Origin of the sequence: Kluyvera sp. CHPC 1.251 (genome assembly GCF_036759945.1) — a bacterium.
In the GTDB taxonomy this organism is placed as follows: Bacteria; Pseudomonadota; Gammaproteobacteria; order Enterobacterales; family Enterobacteriaceae; genus Kluyvera; species Kluyvera sichuanensis.
Map to the genome: position 1 here is coordinate 1 of NZ_JAPKIC010000016.1, position 20464 is coordinate 20464.

At 51.7% G+C, this 20464-nt stretch carries 21 protein-coding genes; 8 read left to right on the forward strand and 13 right to left on the reverse strand.

What is annotated here, in order from left to right:
- Positions 1–263: 263 nt before the first annotated feature.
- From V6940_RS21445 to smrA, 5 genes are all read right to left on the reverse strand, one after another.
- Entirely contained in the window at positions 264–563 is a 300-nt protein-coding gene (locus V6940_RS21445; RefSeq protein ID WP_333497242.1) for a hypothetical protein, read from the reverse strand.
- A 115-nt stretch (positions 564–678) separates the two neighbouring features.
- Positions 679–1560 (reverse strand): hypothetical protein, encoded by an 882-nt coding sequence (locus tag V6940_RS21450; protein WP_333497243.1) that lies wholly within the window; start codon positions 1558–1560, stop codon positions 679–681.
- Between the two features lie 263 nt (positions 1561–1823).
- The gene (locus V6940_RS21455; protein ID WP_333497244.1) at positions 1824–2402 is read right to left on the reverse strand and encodes a hypothetical protein; all 579 of its coding nucleotides are present in this window, start codon (positions 2400–2402) and stop codon (positions 1824–1826) included.
- A gap of 8 nt (positions 2403–2410) precedes the next feature.
- Positions 2411–3019 carry an alpha/beta fold hydrolase gene (locus tag V6940_RS21460; protein WP_333497245.1) on the reverse strand — a complete coding sequence of 203 codons (609 nt, stop codon included), beginning with the start codon at positions 3017–3019 and terminating at the stop codon, positions 2411–2413.
- A 152-nt stretch (positions 3020–3171) separates the two neighbouring features.
- Positions 3172–3735, reverse strand: a complete 564-nt coding sequence (gene smrA, locus V6940_RS21465; protein ID WP_333497246.1) for a DNA endonuclease SmrA — start codon at positions 3733–3735, stop codon at positions 3172–3174.
- Between the two features lie 591 nt (positions 3736–4326).
- On the opposite strand from smrA, the gene ogt reads away from it, so the two are divergent.
- From ogt to uspE, 3 genes are all read left to right on the forward strand, one after another.
- Positions 4327–4842 carry a methylated-DNA--[protein]-cysteine S-methyltransferase gene (gene ogt, locus V6940_RS21470; protein ID WP_333497247.1) on the forward strand — a complete coding sequence of 172 codons (516 nt, stop codon included), beginning with the start codon at positions 4327–4329 and terminating at the stop codon, positions 4840–4842.
- 196 nt (positions 4843–5038) lie between these two features.
- Positions 5039–5791 carry a fumarate/nitrate reduction transcriptional regulator Fnr gene (fnr, locus tag V6940_RS21475; RefSeq protein ID WP_015964308.1) on the forward strand — a complete coding sequence of 251 codons (753 nt, stop codon included), beginning with the start codon at positions 5039–5041 and terminating at the stop codon, positions 5789–5791.
- A gap of 229 nt (positions 5792–6020) precedes the next feature.
- Positions 6021–6971, forward strand: a complete 951-nt coding sequence (gene uspE / locus V6940_RS21480; RefSeq protein WP_123650393.1) for a universal stress protein UspE — start codon at positions 6021–6023, stop codon at positions 6969–6971.
- Between the two features lie 106 nt (positions 6972–7077).
- On the opposite strand, the gene V6940_RS21485 is transcribed toward uspE, so the two are convergent.
- From V6940_RS21485 to pntA, 3 genes are all read right to left on the reverse strand, one after another.
- A complete protein-coding gene (locus V6940_RS21485; protein ID WP_035895467.1) occupies positions 7078–7266 on the reverse strand; it encodes a YdiH family protein in 189 nt (62 codons plus the stop codon).
- Positions 7267–7402: 136 nt separating this feature from the next.
- On the reverse strand, positions 7403–8791 hold the full coding sequence (gene pntB / locus V6940_RS21490) for a Re/Si-specific NAD(P)(+) transhydrogenase subunit beta (protein WP_035895466.1): 1389 nt from the start codon (positions 8789–8791) through the stop codon (positions 7403–7405).
- Positions 8792–8802: 11 nt separating this feature from the next.
- The gene (pntA, locus tag V6940_RS21495) at positions 8803–10332 is read right to left on the reverse strand and encodes a Re/Si-specific NAD(P)(+) transhydrogenase subunit alpha (RefSeq protein WP_333497248.1); all 1530 of its coding nucleotides are present in this window, start codon (positions 10330–10332) and stop codon (positions 8803–8805) included.
- Positions 10333–10857: 525 nt separating this feature from the next.
- Between pntA and ydgH the strand changes: the two genes are divergently transcribed.
- The 3 genes from ydgH (at position 10858) to folM (ending at position 14215) form a co-directional block, all read left to right on the forward strand.
- Complete coding sequence (gene ydgH / locus V6940_RS21500) at positions 10858–11808, forward strand: DUF1471 family protein YdgH (protein ID WP_333497249.1); 951 nt, start codon at positions 10858–10860, stop codon at positions 11806–11808.
- Positions 11809–12070: 262 nt separating this feature from the next.
- Positions 12071–13453 carry an amino acid permease gene (locus V6940_RS21505; RefSeq protein WP_333497250.1) on the forward strand — a complete coding sequence of 461 codons (1383 nt, stop codon included), beginning with the start codon at positions 12071–12073 and terminating at the stop codon, positions 13451–13453.
- 39 nt (positions 13454–13492) lie between these two features.
- Positions 13493–14215 (forward strand): dihydromonapterin reductase, encoded by a 723-nt coding sequence (gene folM / locus V6940_RS21510; RefSeq protein ID WP_333497251.1) that lies wholly within the window; start codon positions 13493–13495, stop codon positions 14213–14215.
- 3 nt (positions 14216–14218) lie between these two features.
- Here folM and V6940_RS21515 read toward each other — a convergent pair whose 3' ends face one another.
- Positions 14219–14554, reverse strand: a complete 336-nt coding sequence (locus V6940_RS21515; protein WP_333497252.1) for a GlpM family protein — start codon at positions 14552–14554, stop codon at positions 14219–14221.
- Positions 14555–14708: 154 nt separating this feature from the next.
- On the opposite strand from V6940_RS21515, the gene rstA reads away from it, so the two are divergent.
- Positions 14709–15428, forward strand: coding sequence for a two-component system response regulator RstA (gene rstA / locus V6940_RS21520; protein ID WP_333497253.1), 720 nt, complete (start codon positions 14709–14711; stop codon positions 15426–15428).
- 143 nt (positions 15429–15571) lie between these two features.
- Here rstA and V6940_RS21525 read toward each other — a convergent pair whose 3' ends face one another.
- Positions 15572–16102, reverse strand: coding sequence for an isochorismatase family protein (locus tag V6940_RS21525; protein ID WP_333497254.1), 531 nt, complete (start codon positions 16100–16102; stop codon positions 15572–15574).
- Positions 16103–16346: 244 nt separating this feature from the next.
- Between V6940_RS21525 and V6940_RS21530 the strand changes: the two genes are divergently transcribed.
- Positions 16347–17690 carry a cation:dicarboxylate symporter family transporter gene (locus V6940_RS21530; protein ID WP_333497255.1) on the forward strand — a complete coding sequence of 448 codons (1344 nt, stop codon included), beginning with the start codon at positions 16347–16349 and terminating at the stop codon, positions 17688–17690.
- 64 nt (positions 17691–17754) lie between these two features.
- Here V6940_RS21530 and V6940_RS21535 read toward each other — a convergent pair whose 3' ends face one another.
- The 3 genes from V6940_RS21535 to V6940_RS21545 form a co-directional block, all read right to left on the reverse strand.
- A complete protein-coding gene (locus V6940_RS21535) occupies positions 17755–18546 on the reverse strand; it encodes a PhzF family phenazine biosynthesis protein (RefSeq protein WP_333497256.1) in 792 nt (263 codons plus the stop codon).
- Between the two features lie 172 nt (positions 18547–18718).
- Positions 18719–19291, reverse strand: a complete 573-nt coding sequence (locus tag V6940_RS21540; RefSeq protein WP_333497257.1) for a TetR/AcrR family transcriptional regulator — start codon at positions 19289–19291, stop codon at positions 18719–18721.
- 93 nt (positions 19292–19384) lie between these two features.
- Positions 19385–20248, reverse strand: coding sequence for an arginase family protein (locus tag V6940_RS21545; RefSeq protein WP_333497258.1), 864 nt, complete (start codon positions 20246–20248; stop codon positions 19385–19387).
- Between the last annotated feature and the right edge of the window lie 216 nt (positions 20249–20464).

The window sequence follows — 20464 nt, forward strand, 5'->3', positions numbered from 1 at the left end:
AAAAACAATATTATCAGCGGCTCGGAAGTGTCTAGATTATCTGTGGCGATTCAATTCATCTCCCTGGAATGGAGACATCAACCGGTTATAGGATTTTGGGATACGCAGATTCGGTCAGCTATGTAGATTATCTTTAACTGAATAAATCGTTTAATGGCTAACAGGAATACTTTAGTCTTTGTGTAGGATTGGCCTCTACTCCTCGCAGTCTAGTTTGTGGATGAAACGCTACACTGAAAACTATTGAATCAAAATCAATAAAATTAGGCATCTTCCCACAGCGACATCAATTCTCCAGGTAATTGTTCCTTATCAAACCCCTCAAACCAATATACTGAGCCTTGTGGTCCAACAATTGGTACTTCTCCCCACCCCTGATGAAACAATGCGCGATTCCAGTCCGGCTTGAGACGACCACGCCGTTTAAGGCGCTCACCATTATAAGCCGTTGCTCGTATTGAGGGAAAGTTAATAAAGAAACTTAACGGCATTTCCTCTTTTTGCGCACGTTGCAATTGCCTTGATATCCAGTCTTGGTTACGTTTGCGAAGTTTTTGTTTCATTGGCTACTGTTCTGATTCGATTCACTTATCAATCAATGATCTCACTGTAATCCGGTGCTATGCTTTGTACAAGAATGTCCGCTTCTCGCTCAAAGCAGACTTTCTTTTTCGTAAGTTAGTTCCAGTATTCATATTTCGCCGTCATTACGGCGTTATGTTTGTCCACATACTGTTTGCCGGTCCGATCGGTTGGGGTGATCGTGATATCCATATTGGCATGTGTGCACTCTCCATGTGAGTTCCACTCCTTGCAGGTGGTCAGGTTTTTTTCAATCGTGAAGTACGTCTGGGTCTTGCTCAGGGTCAACTCACGGCCCTCGTTATCATAGCCATACTCTTCTATGGTTGAAGGTGACTGGGTTCTGATCAGACGATGATTATCATCATAGCTATATACAATCGTATTATTGTCTATCGCCATACTTCCTTTGTTTACTGCGCTTGCCAGTAATCCGGATGAATTGAAGGTGTAGTCGATTGTGCCTACTGAGGTTTTGTCTTTATCTCCCGGTTTTGTAGCCACGAAAACGGAACGATTAATCGCGTGGCTGATAATTCCTTTGCTGTTAAGCTGGTACATTCCCTCAAGAGTCTGCCGATATATCTGCGTAGTTTTCTGGCTGTTTTTATCGGCTATGACCCCGTTTGAGTCTACCTGGATGCGCCAGCCAAATTCTGTTTTATCCAACTGAATGTCAGAGGTTGCCGTGAAAACGCCGTTCGGGCCCGTTGAGGCTTTGACCTCTTTCATATGGCCGCTCATTAGTTCACCGCATTGATTGAAGTTGCTTTGAAGCGATGTGCGGAGATATCCATCAGGGCTATCAATAGTGACTGATACAGATTTGGGCGTTTCAGTTCTTACCTGCTGACCAAGAAGGATGAAGTTGTTCAGTTTGTTTTTAGCGAGGGTTTCCACAGTGCATTGTGCTGCATAGGTCTGAAATGTGCAGAGAGATAAGAGAGTAATAAACAGATTTTTATTATTGAATGACACTATTTGTTGTCCTCATGAACCAGTCCGTTATCCAGATTATCTCATTAAGAGGTAACCTGCTCCTGAGTGCGCTGGTAAACATCATACATGGATGAACATTTCATCGGTTTAACCGACCAATGAAACCGTGTTCCTTTGCCAATGTAACACGTGGGAGAAATGCCGCGTGGGTATTCAATAGCAAACAGAGCATCGAGCCTGATGACATAAACACACCGTTTAAGATCCTCCTGACTAACGCCTCTGCATACCTGACTTTGTTATCAAATTGCAGACTTAACAGCCATAAGCGTCCTTTTTCGAATCCATCCACTACCTGCCCGTATTGCCAGCCAGTAAGCCGCCATTTTCAGCTGAGTGGCGCTATCCGGACAGTAAATAAACGTCTCAGTTTTCAGCTCGTATTGCCCTTCTTTCACTTTTTTTACTTGATAGCGCAGTAAGAGCTTTGCGCTCCCCGGCTTCACTGGCGCCAGAAAAGCATCAGTATTCGGCACATTTTCCAGACCGAAATCTGCGCGCCAGAATTGTCCACGCAGTCCGTAGCAGAGATCGGATGCCGACTCTTTAAGACGTGTAAAACTAGCCAGGCCAAAGTGGCTCATCGCCTGGTGTTGTTTATTGCGCCGGAATTTTTGCGGCAGTTGTCGTACAGACATCAATAACCGGATGACGGCATCCTGCTGAATATCGAAATTCGCTATTAACGGAAGGATTTTTTCAGGCGAGTGCGTCTTGATGACAGTCTGGTGTTTTTCATAGAACTGAAACTGTGGCAAAAACTCGGGTATATCCTGCCACTGAGCAAGAGCCCTACGGGTAACGAATCCAGGATTCAACATGCGCAAACTCAACAAGATAAACAATGCTGAAAAGCCGAGCGTACATTTTCGTATAGCACGGGTGAAAGTATGACATTTTCCCAAATATTATTGTGCCCAGCGTCAGGGGCTATCAGAAGTTGCTTTTGACAACAGCCTGAAGCAGAAGAGAGGATTTTTTCTGGTATTTCAGCGGGGATAATTACGTCATTTTCGGCAGCGATAACCAGTAAATTCCCTTTAAATTGGGCAGCAATCCCCCACGCATCTGAATGTTCCCAGCTTCTGTTTTTGCGTATGATGGCAGAAAAGTCAGAACCAAAATTAACGTGATAGGCCGTTGCTGAGTAAACACCGGGAACCATAAGGATAAGAGACTGAAAGCGCATCGTTTTACTAAGCTGAAGCGCATTGTAGGCTCCCATACTGACGCCCATGCAACCTGTAATCTCCTGTCCCTGTGAAGCAATCACCGCCTCAGCTTGCATCGTGCGACTAAAAAGAGAAGATTCGTGAATGTCTCCCCCTGTTTCACCATGCCCCAAAAAGTCAAATATCGTCGTTCCAAAACCTAAGGTATCCAGAAGATCCCTATATTTGTAGAAAACCGTCCGATCCTTGCCACCGCCATGCAGCATCAGAACATGTCCATTGCAGCCAAATGTGCTTTCAGCATGAATCGTTTTGCTTTGGAACGGGACCTGGAAGTGATGGCTAGAGATCATCTGCGTATGTGCTATTTGGCGACATGATTCATTCGTTGTATCAAACCCGATCGCGCCATGCAATTCTAGCGGCTGCGTTTGGCGTGGCGCTCCCAGTTTTCTTGCTTTGCCGCCTCCGACTTTCGCAGCGCGACATAGCACGCACCGCTACCGCCATGATGCGGTAGCGCACTGCAAAACGCCTGCACATCTTCAAACTCGGTTAGCCAGCGAGCCAGGTAGCTGCGAATGATATTGGCGTGAGCATTATCCGTTTTGCCTTTGCCGTGAATAATCAGCACATTGCGCAGATTTTCTTTTTGCGCCTGATGAATAAAGGCATACAGACTCTGACGGCATTTTTCCACCGGCTGATGCAGCAGGTTCAGGCTGGCCTGTTGGCCATACTTACCCAACCGGAGTTTATCCAGCACGCCAGTTTGCAGCCCTTCTCGTTTAAACTCCAGCGGTGTGGCAAGCGGGACGATATCCAGAAAACCGGTGGTAAGAAAATTATCCAGCTGCAGCGTGTCTAGCTGCTGTCGGGCGCGGGCATTTCGGGCTGGTTGCCAATGAACATCGTGGCACTGCTTCAGCGGCTGGACATCCTCCATGGCGTCAAGAAACAGCGATTTGTCGTCAAGATTCATGGGGCATCCTCTTCATTACGTCTGGCCCATACTATAGCCGTGTCGCCGGACGGGCTCAATGTGTTGTCTGCGTGTTGAGTAGATTCTCATCGCTCAAATATCTTCATTCGGAACCCATTGTTTATTTGAATATATTAATTCACACTTAAACTATGTAAATTGAAAATTAATTTTTCAATGGGCGTCACCAATACGTGAAATAAATCACCAAGAATTATCTGGAAAATTAACGCGAACCCGTTATAAATAGTAATACCCGCTGTTCGGAGCAAAAGTGGGCAACAGTACGGATACAATTGTGTGGTTGCTGCGGGGTCTGGCGATGTCGACAGACCCCGATTTTTATTCTGCAGCCCGGATGAAAATCACTATTACCTATGATTATCAATGCATTAATTATAACCCTAAGTCATAACGTTATATTATTGAGTGTTCCCTCTGTTATTTATCTCACTATCTATCCACGCTTTTCCGGTAGAAAATAAACAATCCTCTTAATTTATCGGGTTACACATCTGGGGTATAGAGAATGTTCACATTCACATGGTATGGTGGAGTATAGGAATAATTCATTTTAATGAGAGCGTACTGATGCTGACTTTGCTCGAAGATAAAATTGCTACACCGGTTGGGCCGCTGTGGATCCTTTGCGACGAGAGTTTTCACCTACGAGCGATTGAGTGGGAAGAACATAGCGATCGCATGGAACAACTGCTGGACATTCACTACCGTCAGCAGGGCTATACCAGAGTGGCTTCACGTAACCCAGGCGGGCTCAGCCAGAAACTTGCAGACTATTTTGAGGGTGATCTTGCCATTATTGACACGCTATCAACGGCAACCGGCGGCACGGATTTCCAGCGTGAAGTGTGGCAGACCTTACGCACCATTCCCTGCGGGCAGGTCATGCACTACGGTCAGCTTGCCGAACAACTCGGTCGCCCCGGCGCGGCGCGGGCGGTGGGTGCGGCTAACGGTTCGAACCCCGTCAGCATTGTCGTACCCTGCCATCGCGTGATTGGCCGCAACGGCACCATGACCGGCTACGCGGGCGGCGTGCAGCGCAAAGAGTGGCTCCTGCGCCATGAAGGCTACCTGCTACTTTGATTTTCTGTGCCTTATAACCGGGGTGACAACATCCCCTTTCACAATCGCACCTAAAAATTATTGATGCATATCAACAATATACACCACAACAGGAACTATCCCTTTTTAATATTGGGTGAATCCCTACGCCGAGACTTACCTGCTCCATAAAAAGATGTTAAAATTGACTAATATCAATTACGGCTTGAGCAGACCTATGATCCCGGAAAAGAGAATTATACGACGCATTCAGTCTGGCGGTTGCGCTATCCATTGTCAGGATTGCAGCATCAGCCAGCTTTGCATCCCGTTCACTCTTAATGAGCATGAGCTTGATCAGCTGGATAATATTATCGAGCGCAAAAAGCCCATCCAGAAAGGGCAAACCCTCTTCAAGGCCGGTGATGAACTGAAGTCTCTGTACGCCATTCGCTCCGGTACTATCAAGAGCTATACCATCACCGAACAGGGTGATGAGCAGATTACGGGCTTCCATCTGGCCGGTGATTTAGTGGGCTTTGATGCCATCGGGACAGGTCATCACCCTAGTTTTGCTCAGGCGCTGGAAACCTCAATGGTTTGTGAGATCCCATTCGAAACGCTGGATGACTTATCCGGCAAGATGCCGAACCTGCGCCAGCAGATGATGCGTCTGATGAGCGGTGAGATCAAAGGCGATCAGGACATGATTCTGTTGCTGTCGAAGAAAAATGCGGAAGAGCGTCTGGCTGCCTTTATCTACAACCTGTCACGGCGTTTCGCGCAGCGTGGTTTCTCTCCTCGTGAGTTCCGCCTGACGATGACCCGTGGCGATATCGGTAACTACCTCGGTCTGACGGTAGAAACCATCAGCCGTTTACTGGGTCGTTTCCAGAAAAGTGGCATGCTGGCGGTGAAAGGCAAATACATCACCATCGAAAACAGCGATGCGCTGGCGGTGCTGGCGGGTCATACTCGTAACGTTGCCTGATAGGTTCTGCACTTCCTGCCTGAAAACCCCGAATCTTCGGGGTTTTTTATTGCGTCTTTTAAATAAAACTGGCCCCTTTTCTCTCCGCTCAGTCACGCTTAGCGTTAGCCTTTCTGCACATCAAATTTATCCTGTTTATTGATCTGGCAAAGGTTATCCCCTGTTTCATTCTCCATATATGAGTTATCTTTTACTTACAAACTGTGGTTACAGCTGTAAGGAGACCTGTATGGCCAAGTATCAAAATATGCTCGTTGCTATCGATCCTAACCAGGACGATCAGCCTGCGCTGCGCCGTGCTGTTTATCTGCATCAACGGATTGGCGGTCGCATCAAAGCCTTTTTGCCTATCTACGACTTCTCTTATGAAATGACCACCCTTTTGTCTCCTGACGAGCGCACCGCAATGCGCCAGGGCGTAATTAGCCAGCGAACCGCATGGATCCGCGAGCAGGCGAAATTCTACCTGGAAGCAGGCGTTCCGCTGGAGATTAAAGTGGTGTGGCACAATCGGCCATTTGAAGCGATTATCCAGGAGGTCATCAGCGGCGGTCACGACCTGATGCTGAAAATGGCGCACCAGCACGACAAACTCGAGTCGGTCATCTTTACGCCTACCGACTGGCACCTGCTGCGTAAATGCCCTTGCCCGGTGTGGATGGTGAAAGACCAGCCCTGGCCGGAAGGCGGTAAAGCGCTGGTGGCCGTCAACCTCGCCAGCGAAGAGGAATACCACAACGCGCTGAACGAGAAGCTAGTAAAAGAGACGATTGAACTGGCAGACCAGGTTAACCATACCGAAGTGCACCTGATAGGAGCCTATCCTGTTACCCCTATCAACATTGCCATTGAACTGCCTGACTTTGACCCAAGCGTATATAACGATGCTATTCGCGGTCAGCACCTGCTGGCGATGAAATCACTGCGTCAGAAATTCGGCATTGATGAGAAGTTCACCCACGTAGAGAAAGGGCTGCCTGAAGAGGTCATCCCGGACTTAGCCGCGCATCTGGATGCCGGTATCGTGGTGCTGGGCACGGTTGGTCGTACCGGTATTTCGGCGGCGTTCCTCGGTAATACCGCGGAACAGGTCATTGACCATCTGCGCTGCGATCTGCTGGCTATTAAGCCGAACGATTACCAGACGCCGGTGGAGATGGATGACGAAGAGGACGATTAACGCGCCTGGTGATGGTAATAAAAAACCGGCTCAGGCCGGTTTTTTTCTGTCTGGAGCAGAATCCACGGCATCGCGATGTTCGGCCGGGATTCAAACGATACACCTATCAGTGGAGCCCTAGTCGCCAGGCAAAATCGATCTCTTCTTTAAGCTCGATGGCGGAAAGCGACATCAGGTCGGCAAATTCCAGCTCAAGCTGCTTAACGCGTTTCAGATATTGTGCGGGGGTTAACGGCGTGGTTTCACGGCGGAGATATTCGATGGCCAGTTGTGCAGGCGATAACAAGGTATCCATAATTTCCTCATAGGTGTGGACGACGTTGTGTAGTATAACACCGATGAGCGAGCAATTTTTGACCAAAAACAATCAAGCAACAAATAAAAAAGCCGCCGGTCAGGCTGACGCGGCGGCTTAGCATTCACATTACCTATCAGAGCGCTTTCAGAATCGCATCCACGCTGGCTTTGGCATCGCCAAACAGCATTGAGGTGTTCTCTTTAAAGAACAGCGGGTTCTGTACACCAGCGTAGCCGGTGTTCATTGAGCGTTTGAAGACGATAACGTTCTGCGCCTTCCACACTTCCAGCACCGGCATCCCGGCAATTGGGCTTTTCGGATCGTCCTGGGCAGCCGGGTTAACGGTGTCGTTCGCGCCGATAACCAGCACGGTATCGGTATCGGAGAAGTCGTCGTTAATCTCGTCCATTTCCAGCACGATGTCGTAAGGCACCTTCGCTTCCGCCAGCAGCACGTTCATATGACCCGGCAGACGCCCGGCAACCGGGTGAATACCGAAACGCACCTTAATGCCGCGCGCACGCAGTTTGTCCGTAATTTCAGCCACCGGATACTGCGCCTGCGCCACCGCCATGCCGTAGCCTGGGGTGATGATCACCGTATGGGAGTTTTTCAGCATTTCAGCCGTCTCTTCCGCGGTGATTTCGCGGTGCTCGCCCACTTCTTCGTCGCTGCCGGTAGAGGAACCATCGGTACCAAAACCACCGGCGATAACGCTGAAGAACGAACGGTTCATCGCTTTACACATGATGTAAGACAGGATGGCACCGGAAGAACCCACCAGCGCGCCGGTGACGATCAGCAGGTCGTTGCTGAGCATAAAGCCCGCCGCCGCCGCTGCCCAACCGGAGTAGGAGTTCAGCATGGACACTACCACCGGCATGTCCGCACCGCCGATAGAGGCCACCAGATGCCAGCCGAAAGCCAGCGCGATAACGGTCATCACCAGCAGGCAAAGCACCTGGGTACCAACGCTATCGGTACGCACGAAGGCCACCAGCAGCAGGAAGGAAACCACCAGCGCCGCCAGGTTCAGCTTGTGACGGTTTGGCAGCATCAGCGGTTTAGAAGACATCTTGCCGCACAGCTTGCCGAACGCCACGATCGAACCAGTAAAGGTTACCGCACCAATGAAGATACCGAGGAATACTTCGGTCAGGTGAATATTGACCAGAATCTGTTCCATGCCGGTTTCGTGCTGCAGGTAGCTGTTAAAGCCAACCAGCACCGCCGCCAGACCAACGAAGCTGTGCAGAACCGCCACCAGCTCCGGCATTTCGGTCATTTCGACTTTCTTCGCCAGGCGAATACCAATCGCGCCGCCGATGATCATCGCCAGCAGGATCCACGCTACGTTGCTGGTATCCGGTCCGAAGATGGTCGCAATCAGGGCGATAGCCATCCCGGCAATGCCGTAGTAGTTGCCCTGCTGGGACGTTTCGTGTTTTGACAGCCCTGCCAGGCTAAAAATAAACAGGATCGCGGCAACAATGTATGCAGCTGTAACTAATCCTCCAGACATTTGTTAACCCCTTATCCTTTGCGGAACATTTTCAGCATGCGCTGAGTGACGGTGAAACCACCAAAAATATTAATGCTGGCGATCAATACCGCGATAAAACTCAGGAAGCTGACCCAGCCACCATGGCCAATCTGCAGGAGCGCGCCCACCACGATAATGCCGGAGATGGCATTCGTGACCGACATCAGCGGCGTGTGCAAGGCATGAGAGACGTTCCACACTACGTAGTAACCCACTACGCAGGACAGTGCAAACACCGTAAAGTGACCGAGGAACTCTTTCGGCGCGACGTTTGCCAGCCAACCGAACAGAATAATCACCAGCGCCATCAGCGCGTATTTGCGCCATGGTGAAGCCGGTTTCGGCGCTTCTTTCGGCTCTTCAACCGCTTTCTTCGCCGCCTGAGGCTGTGCAGAAACCTGAATCGGCGGTGCCGGCCAGGTGACTTCGCCTTCGCGGATCACGGTCACACCGCGAATCACGACGTCGTCAAAGTCGATGGTGACGTTGCCGTCTTTCTCTTTGCACAGCAGCTTCAGCAGGTTAACGAGGTTAGTGCCGTAAAGCTGGGAGGATTGGGTCGGCAGGCGACCCGCAAGGTCGGTATAGCCAATCACCTTCACGCCGTTTGGCGTGGTGACGATTTGGTTTGCCACGGTGTATTCGCAGTTGCCGCCGTTTTGCGCCGCAAGGTCAACAATCACGCTGCCTGGGGTCATGGAATCAACCATTTCGCGAGTGATCAGCTTCGGCGCCGGTTTACCAGGAATCAGCGCCGTAGTGACAATGATATCGACCTCTTTCGCCTGTGCGGCAAACAGCGCCATTTCCGCCGCGATAAACGCTTCGGACATCACTTTCGCGTAGCCATCACCGCTGCCTGCTTCTTCTTTAAAGTCCAGCTCAAGGAACTCGGCGCCCATACTCTGCACCTGTTCTTTCACTTCTGGACGCGTATCGAAGGCACGCACAATCGCGCCGAGGCTGTTTGCTGCGCCGATCGCCGCAAGTCCTGCGACGCCAGCACCAATCACCATCACTTTCGCCGGAGGCACTTTCCCCGCCGCGGTGATTTGGCCGGTAAAGAAGCGACCAAACTCGTGCGCCGCTTCAACAATCGCGCGGTAACCGGCGATATTAGCCATCGAGCTTAAGGCATCGAGCGACTGCGCGCGGGAAATGCGCGGCACGGAGTCCATCGCCATCACGTTAACACCACGCGCGGCAAGTTTTTCCATCAGCGCAGCATTTTGTGCCGGCCAGATAAAACTAATCAGCGTAGCGCCAGGATTCAGCAGCGCAATCTCTTCGTCCAGCGGCGCGTTGACTTTCAGGATAACGTCAGAGTGCCAGACCGCATCGCCAGAGACAATTTCAGCCCCGGCCTGAACAAACGCGTCATCATCAAAACTTGCCAGTTTTCCTGCACCACTTTCAATTGCCACGCTGAAACCGAGCTTAAGCAGCTGCTCCACCGTCTTCGGCGTTGCTGCGACTCGCGTTTCCTGGGCCCACCTCTCTTTTGGTACACCAATACGCATAACTATTCCCTTACATCGGTTCTAATTTGATGGTTTGCCATTTTGTCAGTATGTTGCGGATGACCCGTCAGCGAACAAACAGGCGAGCAACCTGAATAAATAAAACAGTAACAAACTGTCTATAACCTACTGAAAATAACGATTGTGATCTAGCTCCGAAAAACACTATTTTTGCATTAAATGCCAAACACCGAGTGGTGACGGTTACAAACAGCGATATTTACCCCAGATTCGCTAAGCGAGCCTAATAAATCGCTTCATCCGCGAGTGAAAACATGATTATTTGCGGGCAAGATATACCAGTTAACATTCTATTAACTTAAAAAAGTCATATGGTTGACCGGTTTTTCCGGTCAAGAGCCCGTTTTTTCAACATATCAGGAAAAGTTATCCAAAACCGTCATCGGGTTCGCATCTGAAGTTAAAAATGACGCAGACAGTGGAGTCATTTCAATGCCATAATCAGGCGTTTCCCGTTTACACCATTTCCCGAATTTGGTTTGCGCAAGGCGAAGGATTATTTTTATGAAGCTTAAGAACACCCTCCTCGTGTCCGCCATGCTGACTGCCGCGGCCATGTCCGCTCAAGCAGCAACTGAGCTGACCCCGGAGCAAGCGTCCGCACTGAAGCCCTATGACCGTGTCGTGATTACCGGCCGTTTTAACGCCATTGGCGATGCCGTTCAGGCAGTTTCCCGTAAAGCGGACAAAGACGGCGCAGCCTCCTTTTACGTTGTCGACACCTCCGATTTCGGCAACAGCGGGAACTGGCGCGTAACGGCTGATTTCTACAAAGCCGATGCAGCAAAATCAGAAGCCCCGAAAAACCGCGTGATCAACGGTATCGTTGAACTGCCAAAAGATCAGGCGGTCGCACTGGTGCCTTACGACACCGTGACCGTACAGGGATTCTACCGCAGCCAGCCTGAAGTCAATGATGCGATCACCAAAGCGGCAAAAGCGAAAGGTGCGGCATCATTCTTTATCGTTCGTCAGGTTGATGCCAACGACGGCGGTAACCAGCGCGTCACCGCGTACATCTATAAAGCCGATGCAGAAAAACGCGTTCTGCAGAGCCCGGATGCGATTCCAGCCGACTCTGACGCTGGCCGTAAGGCGCTGGCCGAAGGTGGCGAAGCCGCCAAACAGGTTGAAATTCCAGGCGTAGCCACCACTGCAGCCGTGGGCGCAGGCACCGGCGTAGGTCGTTTCTTCGAAACGCAGTCCTCTAAAGGCGGTCGTTACAGCGTCACGCTACCAGACGGCACCAAAGTGGAAGAGCTGAACAAAGTGGCTGCCGCGCAGATGGTTCCGTTCGACAGCGTCAAATTCACCGGTAACTACGGCAACATGACCGAGGTTTCCTACCAGGTCGCGAAGCGCGCCGCGAAGAAAGGCGCGAAGTACTACCACATTACGCGTCAGTGGCAAGAGCGTGGCGGCAACGTCACCATCAGCGCCGACCTGTACAAGTAATATCAAAAAAGCCGGTGATACTCTCGCCGGCTTTTTTTCATCACGATCCTATCTTCCCGTATCTGTGTATTTTTAAACCAGCCACCCCGTCTCGCCATCCATTTTTTATCCTCCCTCATCCGATAGTGTGACTTTTTCGGACATACATTGTTGCATGTATGCACTGCACTCCGTAAAATCGCCGCCTCAGCGCAATCCTCCATTTTTATGCGATTTCGCCAAATAAATATTCTTGTTCTTCTTCTTCCACGACAGGATTCACATGGAAAAGAAATTAGGGCTTAGTGCCCTGACGGCGCTGGTGCTGAGCTCAATGCTTGGAGCAGGCGTTTTTAGTCTGCCGCAAAATATGGCGGAAGTCGCCAGCCCCGCTGCGCTGTTGATCGGTTGGGCGATCACCGGTGTCGGCATCCTGTTTCTCGCCGTCGCAATGCTGGTATTGACCCGCATTCGTCCTGACCTCGACGGCGGCATCTTTACCTACGCGCGCGAAGGTTTCGGCGAACTGGTTGGCTTCTGCTCCGCCTGGGGCTACTGGCTGTGCGCGGTTATTGCCAACGTCTCCTATCTGGTTATCGTCTTCTCGGCGCTAAGCTTCTTTACCGATACGCCGGAGATGCGCCTGTTTGGCGACGGTAATACCTGGCACTCCGTCGTCGGCGCGTCGATACTGCTGTGGATCGTCCATTTTCTGGTCCTGCGGGGCGTACAGACTGCCGCCAGCATCAACCTGGTGGCAACGTTAGCAAAACTGGTGCCGCTCGGGCTGTTTATCGTGCTCGCCGCCCTTGCCTTCAACAGCGACGTGTTTACTCTTGATTTCCACGGCATCGATTTAGGCGTGCCGGTCTGGGAACAGGTGAAAAATACCATGCTGATTACCCTGTGGGTGTTTATCGGCGTGGAAGGCGCGGTGGTGGTTTCTGCTCGTGCGCGCAATAAAAAAGACGTCGGGCGCGCTACGCTGCTGGCGGTCATCTCAGCACTGGGCGTTTATCTGCTGGTGACGCTGCTGTCGATGGGTGTCGTTGCGCGCCCTGAGCTTGCTGAAATGCGCAACCCGTCGATGGCGGGCCTGATGGTGCGCATGATGGGCTCATGGGGCGAAGTGGTGATTGCTGCCGGGCTGATTGTTTCGGTCTGCGGTGCTTACCTGAGCTGGACGATTATGGCGGCGGAAGTGCCGCTGCTGGCCGCTACGCACAAAGCGTTCCCACGTATTTTTGCTCGCCAGAACGCCAATAATGCGCCATCCGCTTCGCTTTGGCTGACCAACCTCAGCGTGCAGGCAAGCCTGGTGCTGATCTGGCTTACCGGGTCAGACTACAATACGCTGCTGACCATCGCGTCCGAAATGATCCTCGTGCCTTATTTCCTGGTCGGCGCGTTCCTGCTTAAAATTGCGAATCGTCCGTTACACAAGCTTATTGGTGTCGGCGCCTGCATTTATGGCTTATGGTTATTGTATGCTTCTGGCCCCATGCACCTGCTGCTGTCGGTTGTACTCTATGCGCCGGGGCTACTGGTCTTTATTTATGCGCGCCGCACCCATGTCGATAACGTCATGCTGAAGCGTCGTGAGTTGGCTTTAATTGGTTTGCTTCTGGTTGTCGCCGTACCGGCAACGTGGATGCTGGTGGGGTAACGCATGTGGCCCCATCATCTTTAATATAAGGAGAGTACGATGGGAAACATGCTGTCACGCCCGATTCTGATAACCGGTGGAGGCCGCCGCATTGGCCTCGCCCTTGCCCACCACTTTCTCACCCAGCAGCAGCCGGTTATCCTAAGCTACCGCACCCACTACCCGGCTATCGACGTGATGCAGCGGGCGGGGGCGGTCTGCATCCAGGCGGATTTATCCACCGATGAGGGGATTTACACCTTCGCGGATGCGGTGAGAACCCACTGCTCCAGCCTGCGCGCGGTTATCCATAATGCCAGCGGCTGGCTGGCGGAGAGCCCTGGCGCATCCCTTAGTCATGTGCTGAACGCCATGATGCAAATTCACGTTCATGCTCCCTATCTGCTTAACCACGCGCTGGAAGATATGCTACGCGGCCACGGGCACGCCGAAGGCGATATTATTCACTTTACCGATTATGTGGTGGAGCGCGGCAGCGATAAGCACATCGCCTATGCCGCCAGTAAAGCGGCGCTGGATAATATGACCCGTTCCTTCGCCCGCAAGCTGGCACCGGAAGTTAAGGTGAACGCGATTGCGCCTGCGCTGGTATTGTTTAATGAAGATGATGACGCAGAGTATCGCCAGAAAGCGCTCAATAAGTCGCTGATGAAGATTGCCGCCGGGGAGAAAGAGATTATCGATCTCGTCGAATATATCCTCGGCAGCTGCTACGTGACCGGGCGTACCTTTGCCGTCGATGGCGGTCGCCCGCTGGTCTAGCGTTTAGTGGAAACGCCCCCACAAAAAGATCAGCAGCCAGGCGCTGACGCCCCAGCAGGCCACAGCGCCTGCTAGCGCCAACGGCAGGCGCATCATACCGGTGAAGTACCACAGCGATAACAGATAGAGAAAATACGGGATAATCGACCACATACCGAACACGATGGTCGTCCGTAGCGCCTCAGTGCCTCGCTCGCTGGCGACAATATAGTGAGCGATCAGCGCAAAGGTGGGAAACAGCGGGATCAGCCCCGCAATCGCGTAGTTTTTGGTTTTCGCTAAAATACCGATCAGGACAACCACCAGCGCCCCAAGCAGCGCCTTAATTAACAATCCCATTGCATTATTTACCGATAAACAACATGTTGCCTGAGCATAACGGAAGTCTGCTCATAGATAAAAGGTTAATGCAGCTCGGGAATTGAGAAAGCAGAGGTGGCAGGCGACGGGCGCTCAGTGTATCGTAGCGTTTTTTCCGTCAGTGCGTAGAGTAATGAATAAGATCGTTTATGTTGAGGATGATCCGGATGTTGGGGCGCTGATCGCCGCTTATCTCGGAAAGCATGATATGGATGTGGTGGTCGAGCCGCGTGGCGACAATGCCGAAGCAACGATCGCCCGGGAAAACCCGGACCTGGTGCTGCTGGACATTATGCTGCCGGGCAAAGACGGCATGACGCTGTGCCGCGACCTGCGCGGCCAATGGACCGGGCCAATTGTACTGCTGACCTCGCTCGATAGCGATATGAACCATATTCTGTCCCTGGAAATGGGCGCCAACGATTATATTCTCAAAACCACCCCACCCGCCGTGCTGCTCGCGCGCCTGCGCCTGCATTTACGCCAGCGTCCAGCCGCCAGTAACAGCATTGCGCCTGCCCAGCCTACGCTAACGCCACACAAAGCGATTCGTTTCGGTACCCTTTCCATCGACCCGGTGAACCGTCAGGTGCTGCTGAGCGGCGAGAGCATCGCGCTGTCGACGGCGGATTTTGATCTGCTGTGGGAACTAGCGACGCACGCCGGACAAATTATGGATCGCGATGCGTTGCTGAAGAACCTGCGCGGCGTAACCTACGACGGCATGGACCGCAGTGTAGACGTGGCGATTTCGCGCCTGCGTAAGAAACTACTCGATAGCGCCACCGAGCCTTACCGCATTAAAACCGTGCGTAATAAAGGCTATCTGTTTGCGCCGCACGCCTGGGAATAACACTCATCCCAACAGCATAATATGCTGACTATAAAACTATAACCCTCGAGAGACGGCGCACCACCCCTCTCAAAAACAGCGTGTTTATGCTGCCAGCTGCGCACTAAACACGCTGCTGGCAATATTATCTATAATTCCGTTCGCTATTGCGTCAGCTCGGCCGTCGTCACACCTCGTGCAAAGCCCGCTTCAAGCAACCCCAGCGTCACGTTGAAGATAGCTTCAGCGCTCAACCCCTCGCCCAGAGGAAAACTCAGCACCGCATCGCGAACGATCGTCATGTGCAAGCCCAGATCGGCCCCGGATCGAATCGTTGAGTTAACGCAGAAACCGGCCACGGCGCCAATCACCGTTAATTCGTTAATGTTCTCGCGCTGTAGCCACTGGTAGAGATCGGTCGAACTAAACGCCGACGAGGTTCGCTTGATAAAGACGTTTTCTTCGCCCTGCTCCTCAAATCCTTCGACCGGCGGAAAATGCGGGGAATCTTTTTGCAAATCGGATCCGGGTTCTGTCGTTTCATGGCGTACATGAAGCACAGTTTTCCCGGCAGCCCTGAAAGAAGCCAGAATCGTTTTCATATTCTCGATGCTCGCGGCGGGAAAATACTCCACGCCACGCGTGATTCTATCGCTGACAAACCGCTGCATATCAATAACCAGTAAAGCCTGCATAACGCCCCCGACAGTTCAGAAAAAAGACAAATTACGAGAATCATGGTGCGAAAACAAGCCGCTAAATATTGTTCAGCCTTCCCTGTCATCCAAACGCATAAAGTCACACTTTTTGCATGCCATATCAGAATCTTTCTCTCTATAATGCGCGACGGCACTATTATCCATCCGGGATAATAGGTTAATTAATTGAAAACAACTCTTTCCGGCATTTCAGGTGCTGAATGGGGCAAGAGGCTTAAAGATGTTCATTACACTCGCGTATATTGCGCTTTTTTTGATCTGCTCATGGGGCATTTTCGAAATAGATAAACGCAGCTCATCGCTTTCCCGTTCTGTCTTCGCGGCTATTTTTATCGGCGCGCTCATCGGGCTTTCTCTCCACTTTATCGCCAGCGACAGCAGAACCACCGTGATTGATTGGTATAGCGTCATTGGTAACGGTTACGTTAATTTATTAAAGCTGGTCGCCATTCCGCTGATCTTTATTTCCATTCTCTCAGCGATTAATAAGCTCGAAAATAATGCGGGGATCGGCAAAATGTCGCTGACCATCGTCGCCTGTATGCTGATTCTGGTGATGATCGCCGGGTTTGTTGGCCTGACGATGGCGCATACCCTGGGGCTGAGCGCCAGCACTTTCGGGCAGATGCAGTCCACGCTGACCGCTGACGATGTCTCCAAAACCGCCGCCGTTTCGCTGCCGCAGCTTATCACCTCTTTGATTCCCACCAATCTGTTCCTCGACCTGACCGGCGCCAGAAGCGTTTCGGTGATCGGGATTGTGATATTTACTCTGCTGGCGGGTATCGCGCTGCTGAAAGTAAAAAAAGAGGCACCGGAAGAAGGCGCAAAATTAAGTGCCGGCATTAACGCCATTCAGATTTGGGTCATGAAGATGGTACGCATCGTTATTACCCTCACTCCTTACGGGGTGCTGGCATTAATGGCGAAGGTGTTCTCCACCTATCAGCTCGCGCAATTTACCAGCCTGCTCGGCTTTATTGTCGCCTGTTATCTGGCGGTGGCGATGATGTTTGTCGTGCACGCCATTTTGCTGGTGCTAAGCGGACATAACCCGCTGCGCTATTATAAAACCGTCTGGCCGGTGTTGACCTTTGCCTTTGTTTCCCGCAGCAGCGCGGCGGCCATTCCGCTGGCGATTACCGCGCAGGAAAAATTTGGTGTACCAAGCACCATTGCCAATATCGCCGCCTCATTTGGCTCCAGCATGGGACAAAACGGCTGCGCCGGGATTTATCCCGCCATAATGGTGGCGATGATTGCGCCAACAATGGGTATCGACCCGTTCTCCGTGCATTTCCTGGTGACGCTGCTGCCCGCTATCGCGCTGGGCTCCATCGGCGTGGCTGGTGTAGGCGGCGGCGGTACCTTCGCCGCGCTGATTGTACTCTCCACCCTGAATTTTCCGGTGGCGTTGGTCGGGATCTTTATTGCGATTGAGCCCATTGTGGATATGGCGCGTACCGCGCTGAACGTGAATGGCTCGATGATGTCCGGAGTGATTGCCAGCCGGGTATTGACGAAGAACGAGACAACGCAAGAAACAGAAGCGTCGCTTAACTGAATAGCACGCGCCTCGGTGCCCTGAACGCCGAGGCGCGCTAAATCGCGGTATCGCTCAGAAACGATTAACGCAGCACTACTTTGCCTATCAGATAGGTCGTCGCCTGCCCGCCAATATGAACGCGGTCACCCAGGTGACGACAGCGCAGTTCCCCACCACGATCCACGCCCTGATGCGCCATCATCTCCATTTTGTTCAGCTTTTCCGCCCAGTAAGGGATAAGCATGCTATGCGCCGATCCGGTTACCGGATCCTCAGCCACGGCTTCACCTGGGCAGAAGAAGCGGCTGACAAAATCGTACTCGCCCGTCCCTGGCGCGGTGACGCAGACCATTTTACCCAGCGGTACCATGGCGTTAATATTCGGCCGCAGCGCCTCGACCTGCTGCTGATTTTCCAGTACCACCAGGTAATCGCGCGCTACGCGCACTTCTTTGTATTCGGTGATGCCCAACGCTTCCAGCAGCAAAGCGGGCGGCGCGGCCGGTTCGGTCTTCCAGGCCGGAAAATCAAGGGTTAACCACTCCCCATTGCGAGTCACGGTAAGTGGCCCAACAAAACGGGTATCGAAGTGAATCGTCGCATCAGGGAAATTCAGGTATTCAAAGATGACGTGTGCGGCCGCCAGCGTCGCGTGCCCGCAGAGGTTGATTTCCCCTTGAGTGGTGAACCAACGGAGTTCAAAACCGTTATCCGTGGTGACAAAAAAAGCGGTTTCCGACTGGTTATGCTGCTTCGCCATCTTCAGTAATGTCTCATCCGGCAGCCATTCGGTGAGTGGGCAAACGGCAGCGGCATTGCCACCAAACGTCGTGGTGGTGAAAGCATCTACCATATAAAAATCGATCTGTTGCATAGCCTAACCTCTCATCAAGCGCAGGAGAATCCGCATCTTTTCCATAGCGGAATGACACAATTTAGATTTTTTTTATGCAGTTACACCATAACAGGTCTTATCCCCGACGCGACAGATTTTCTTGCGTCGGAGACACGATGGCAGTGGAGAGTAAAAGAATAGAGAGAACGTATTATTTCAGTAGCTTTATCATCATCTGGTTAAACATTGGCACATCTTTATTCAGCGAAAACGCTGGGTTTATCGCCTTGCGAGCAATCAACCCATCAATAAACGCAAACAGAATAATGGTCATTTCTTCCGGGTGAATATCCTGGCGAAACTCCCCTGCCGTTATCCCTTGTTCAATAATTCCGGCAATGCTTTTTCGCATAATGCAGTCGCTGGAAATAAAGGTTTCCTGTAGCTCAGGATTACGCGAGGATTCGGCCATAATTTCAACCCACAGGCGGTGCGTAACGGGATAGCCGACATCGCTGATACAAGAGATGACCTGATGGCAAAGACGTTCAAAATACGTGTCACCGGAAAGTTGTTCATGTGAATTCAACGCTGAGTTCTGCTCTTCCAGTACAATCGCCCGAATAAGCTCATCCTTACCCTTAAAATAGGTGTACATCGCCCCCTGGCTAATACCGGCACGCGTAGCAATCTCGCGTACGCTCGTTGCGCTGAAACCTTTTTCCGCGAAGCAGGCTGCAGCTGCGGTAATCAGCTTATGGTAAGTTTCAGTATCCTTTGACATATTCGCCCTTTGCTTTGTCTCTATCCGCAAACTTTACCGTCCTTTCGCGCCAGTCGCCATATATGATGCCCCCTCTGACTACCGGCTTGATTCTTATTTCAGCAGCGGTAACTCGCTCAGCATATTCTTCAGATTCAACATATCCCACGGTAAATGCTCCGCGAGAGTAATCCCGACGACCTCAGCCTGTGAGGTAGCCTGATGAACCAATCTGAGCACTTCCGCCATCGTCAGCTTACCTTCCGCCACATCACCGAAATCATGCTCCCCTCTGCCCGGTTGTGCGAACAGCACCGAACGGAAAAATGCGGGATCCAGAACGTCGAGATCGATATGAATGGCCAGATAAGCGATGTTCTCTTGGGCAATCCACGCCAGAACCTCATTCGCGCCGTTTTTAATCTCTTCAGGGCTCGACGTTGCGATGCGATGCGCATCGAGATATTCCTGTTCATGGGCCAGCGGTTTGTGGATGCCAGCAATCATGACTTTGGCCGGTGAAAGCGGGGTAGCGACGCTCGCCACCAGATCTTTATCGCCCGTCCCCATTAGCGCCCCTAGTACGTGAGCATGTGCATTTGGATACTGCGCGGCGGTCTGGACGTCAGGATGAGAATCAATCCATAACACGCCCAGCTTATCGCCGTATTTATTCAACAGATGGGCAAACGGTGCCAGCGAAACCAGGCAGTCTCCGCCCAAAACGACCATCGCATCAGGGTCGTGTTTCTCGATAAGCGCTGCCGCGTCACGCAACTGTTGAATTATTTGCGGTTTGCCGGTGATGCCATCGACCTGAGTAAGAGTGTCCACGTCAGGTAACGCGACCGGAACCTCTTCTACCGGCCCCTTCGCCGTGGGAGCGAGAAAGGAGAGCAGCCGTGAACCAAGGTAATAAGGCGGGTTATTGCCGCCCTGCCATTGAGGGAAATCGAGTCGAAGCGTTTTTTTGCTCATGATGTCTCTACTATAAAAATAATAATGAATGAACGTTCATTCATTGTCATTCTGAGATAAAAATGATGCAAGCAAGGATGGTTGACCCCCACATTTATCGTCGCTCATCAACGTCATGGCATGCAGAACCGCGTTATACAGTGTACTCTGCCTGGATAAGCAGGCTTGATGGCCATCTCATCCCCCTGCGTATCGGCAAAGCGCTGACCGCCCCTG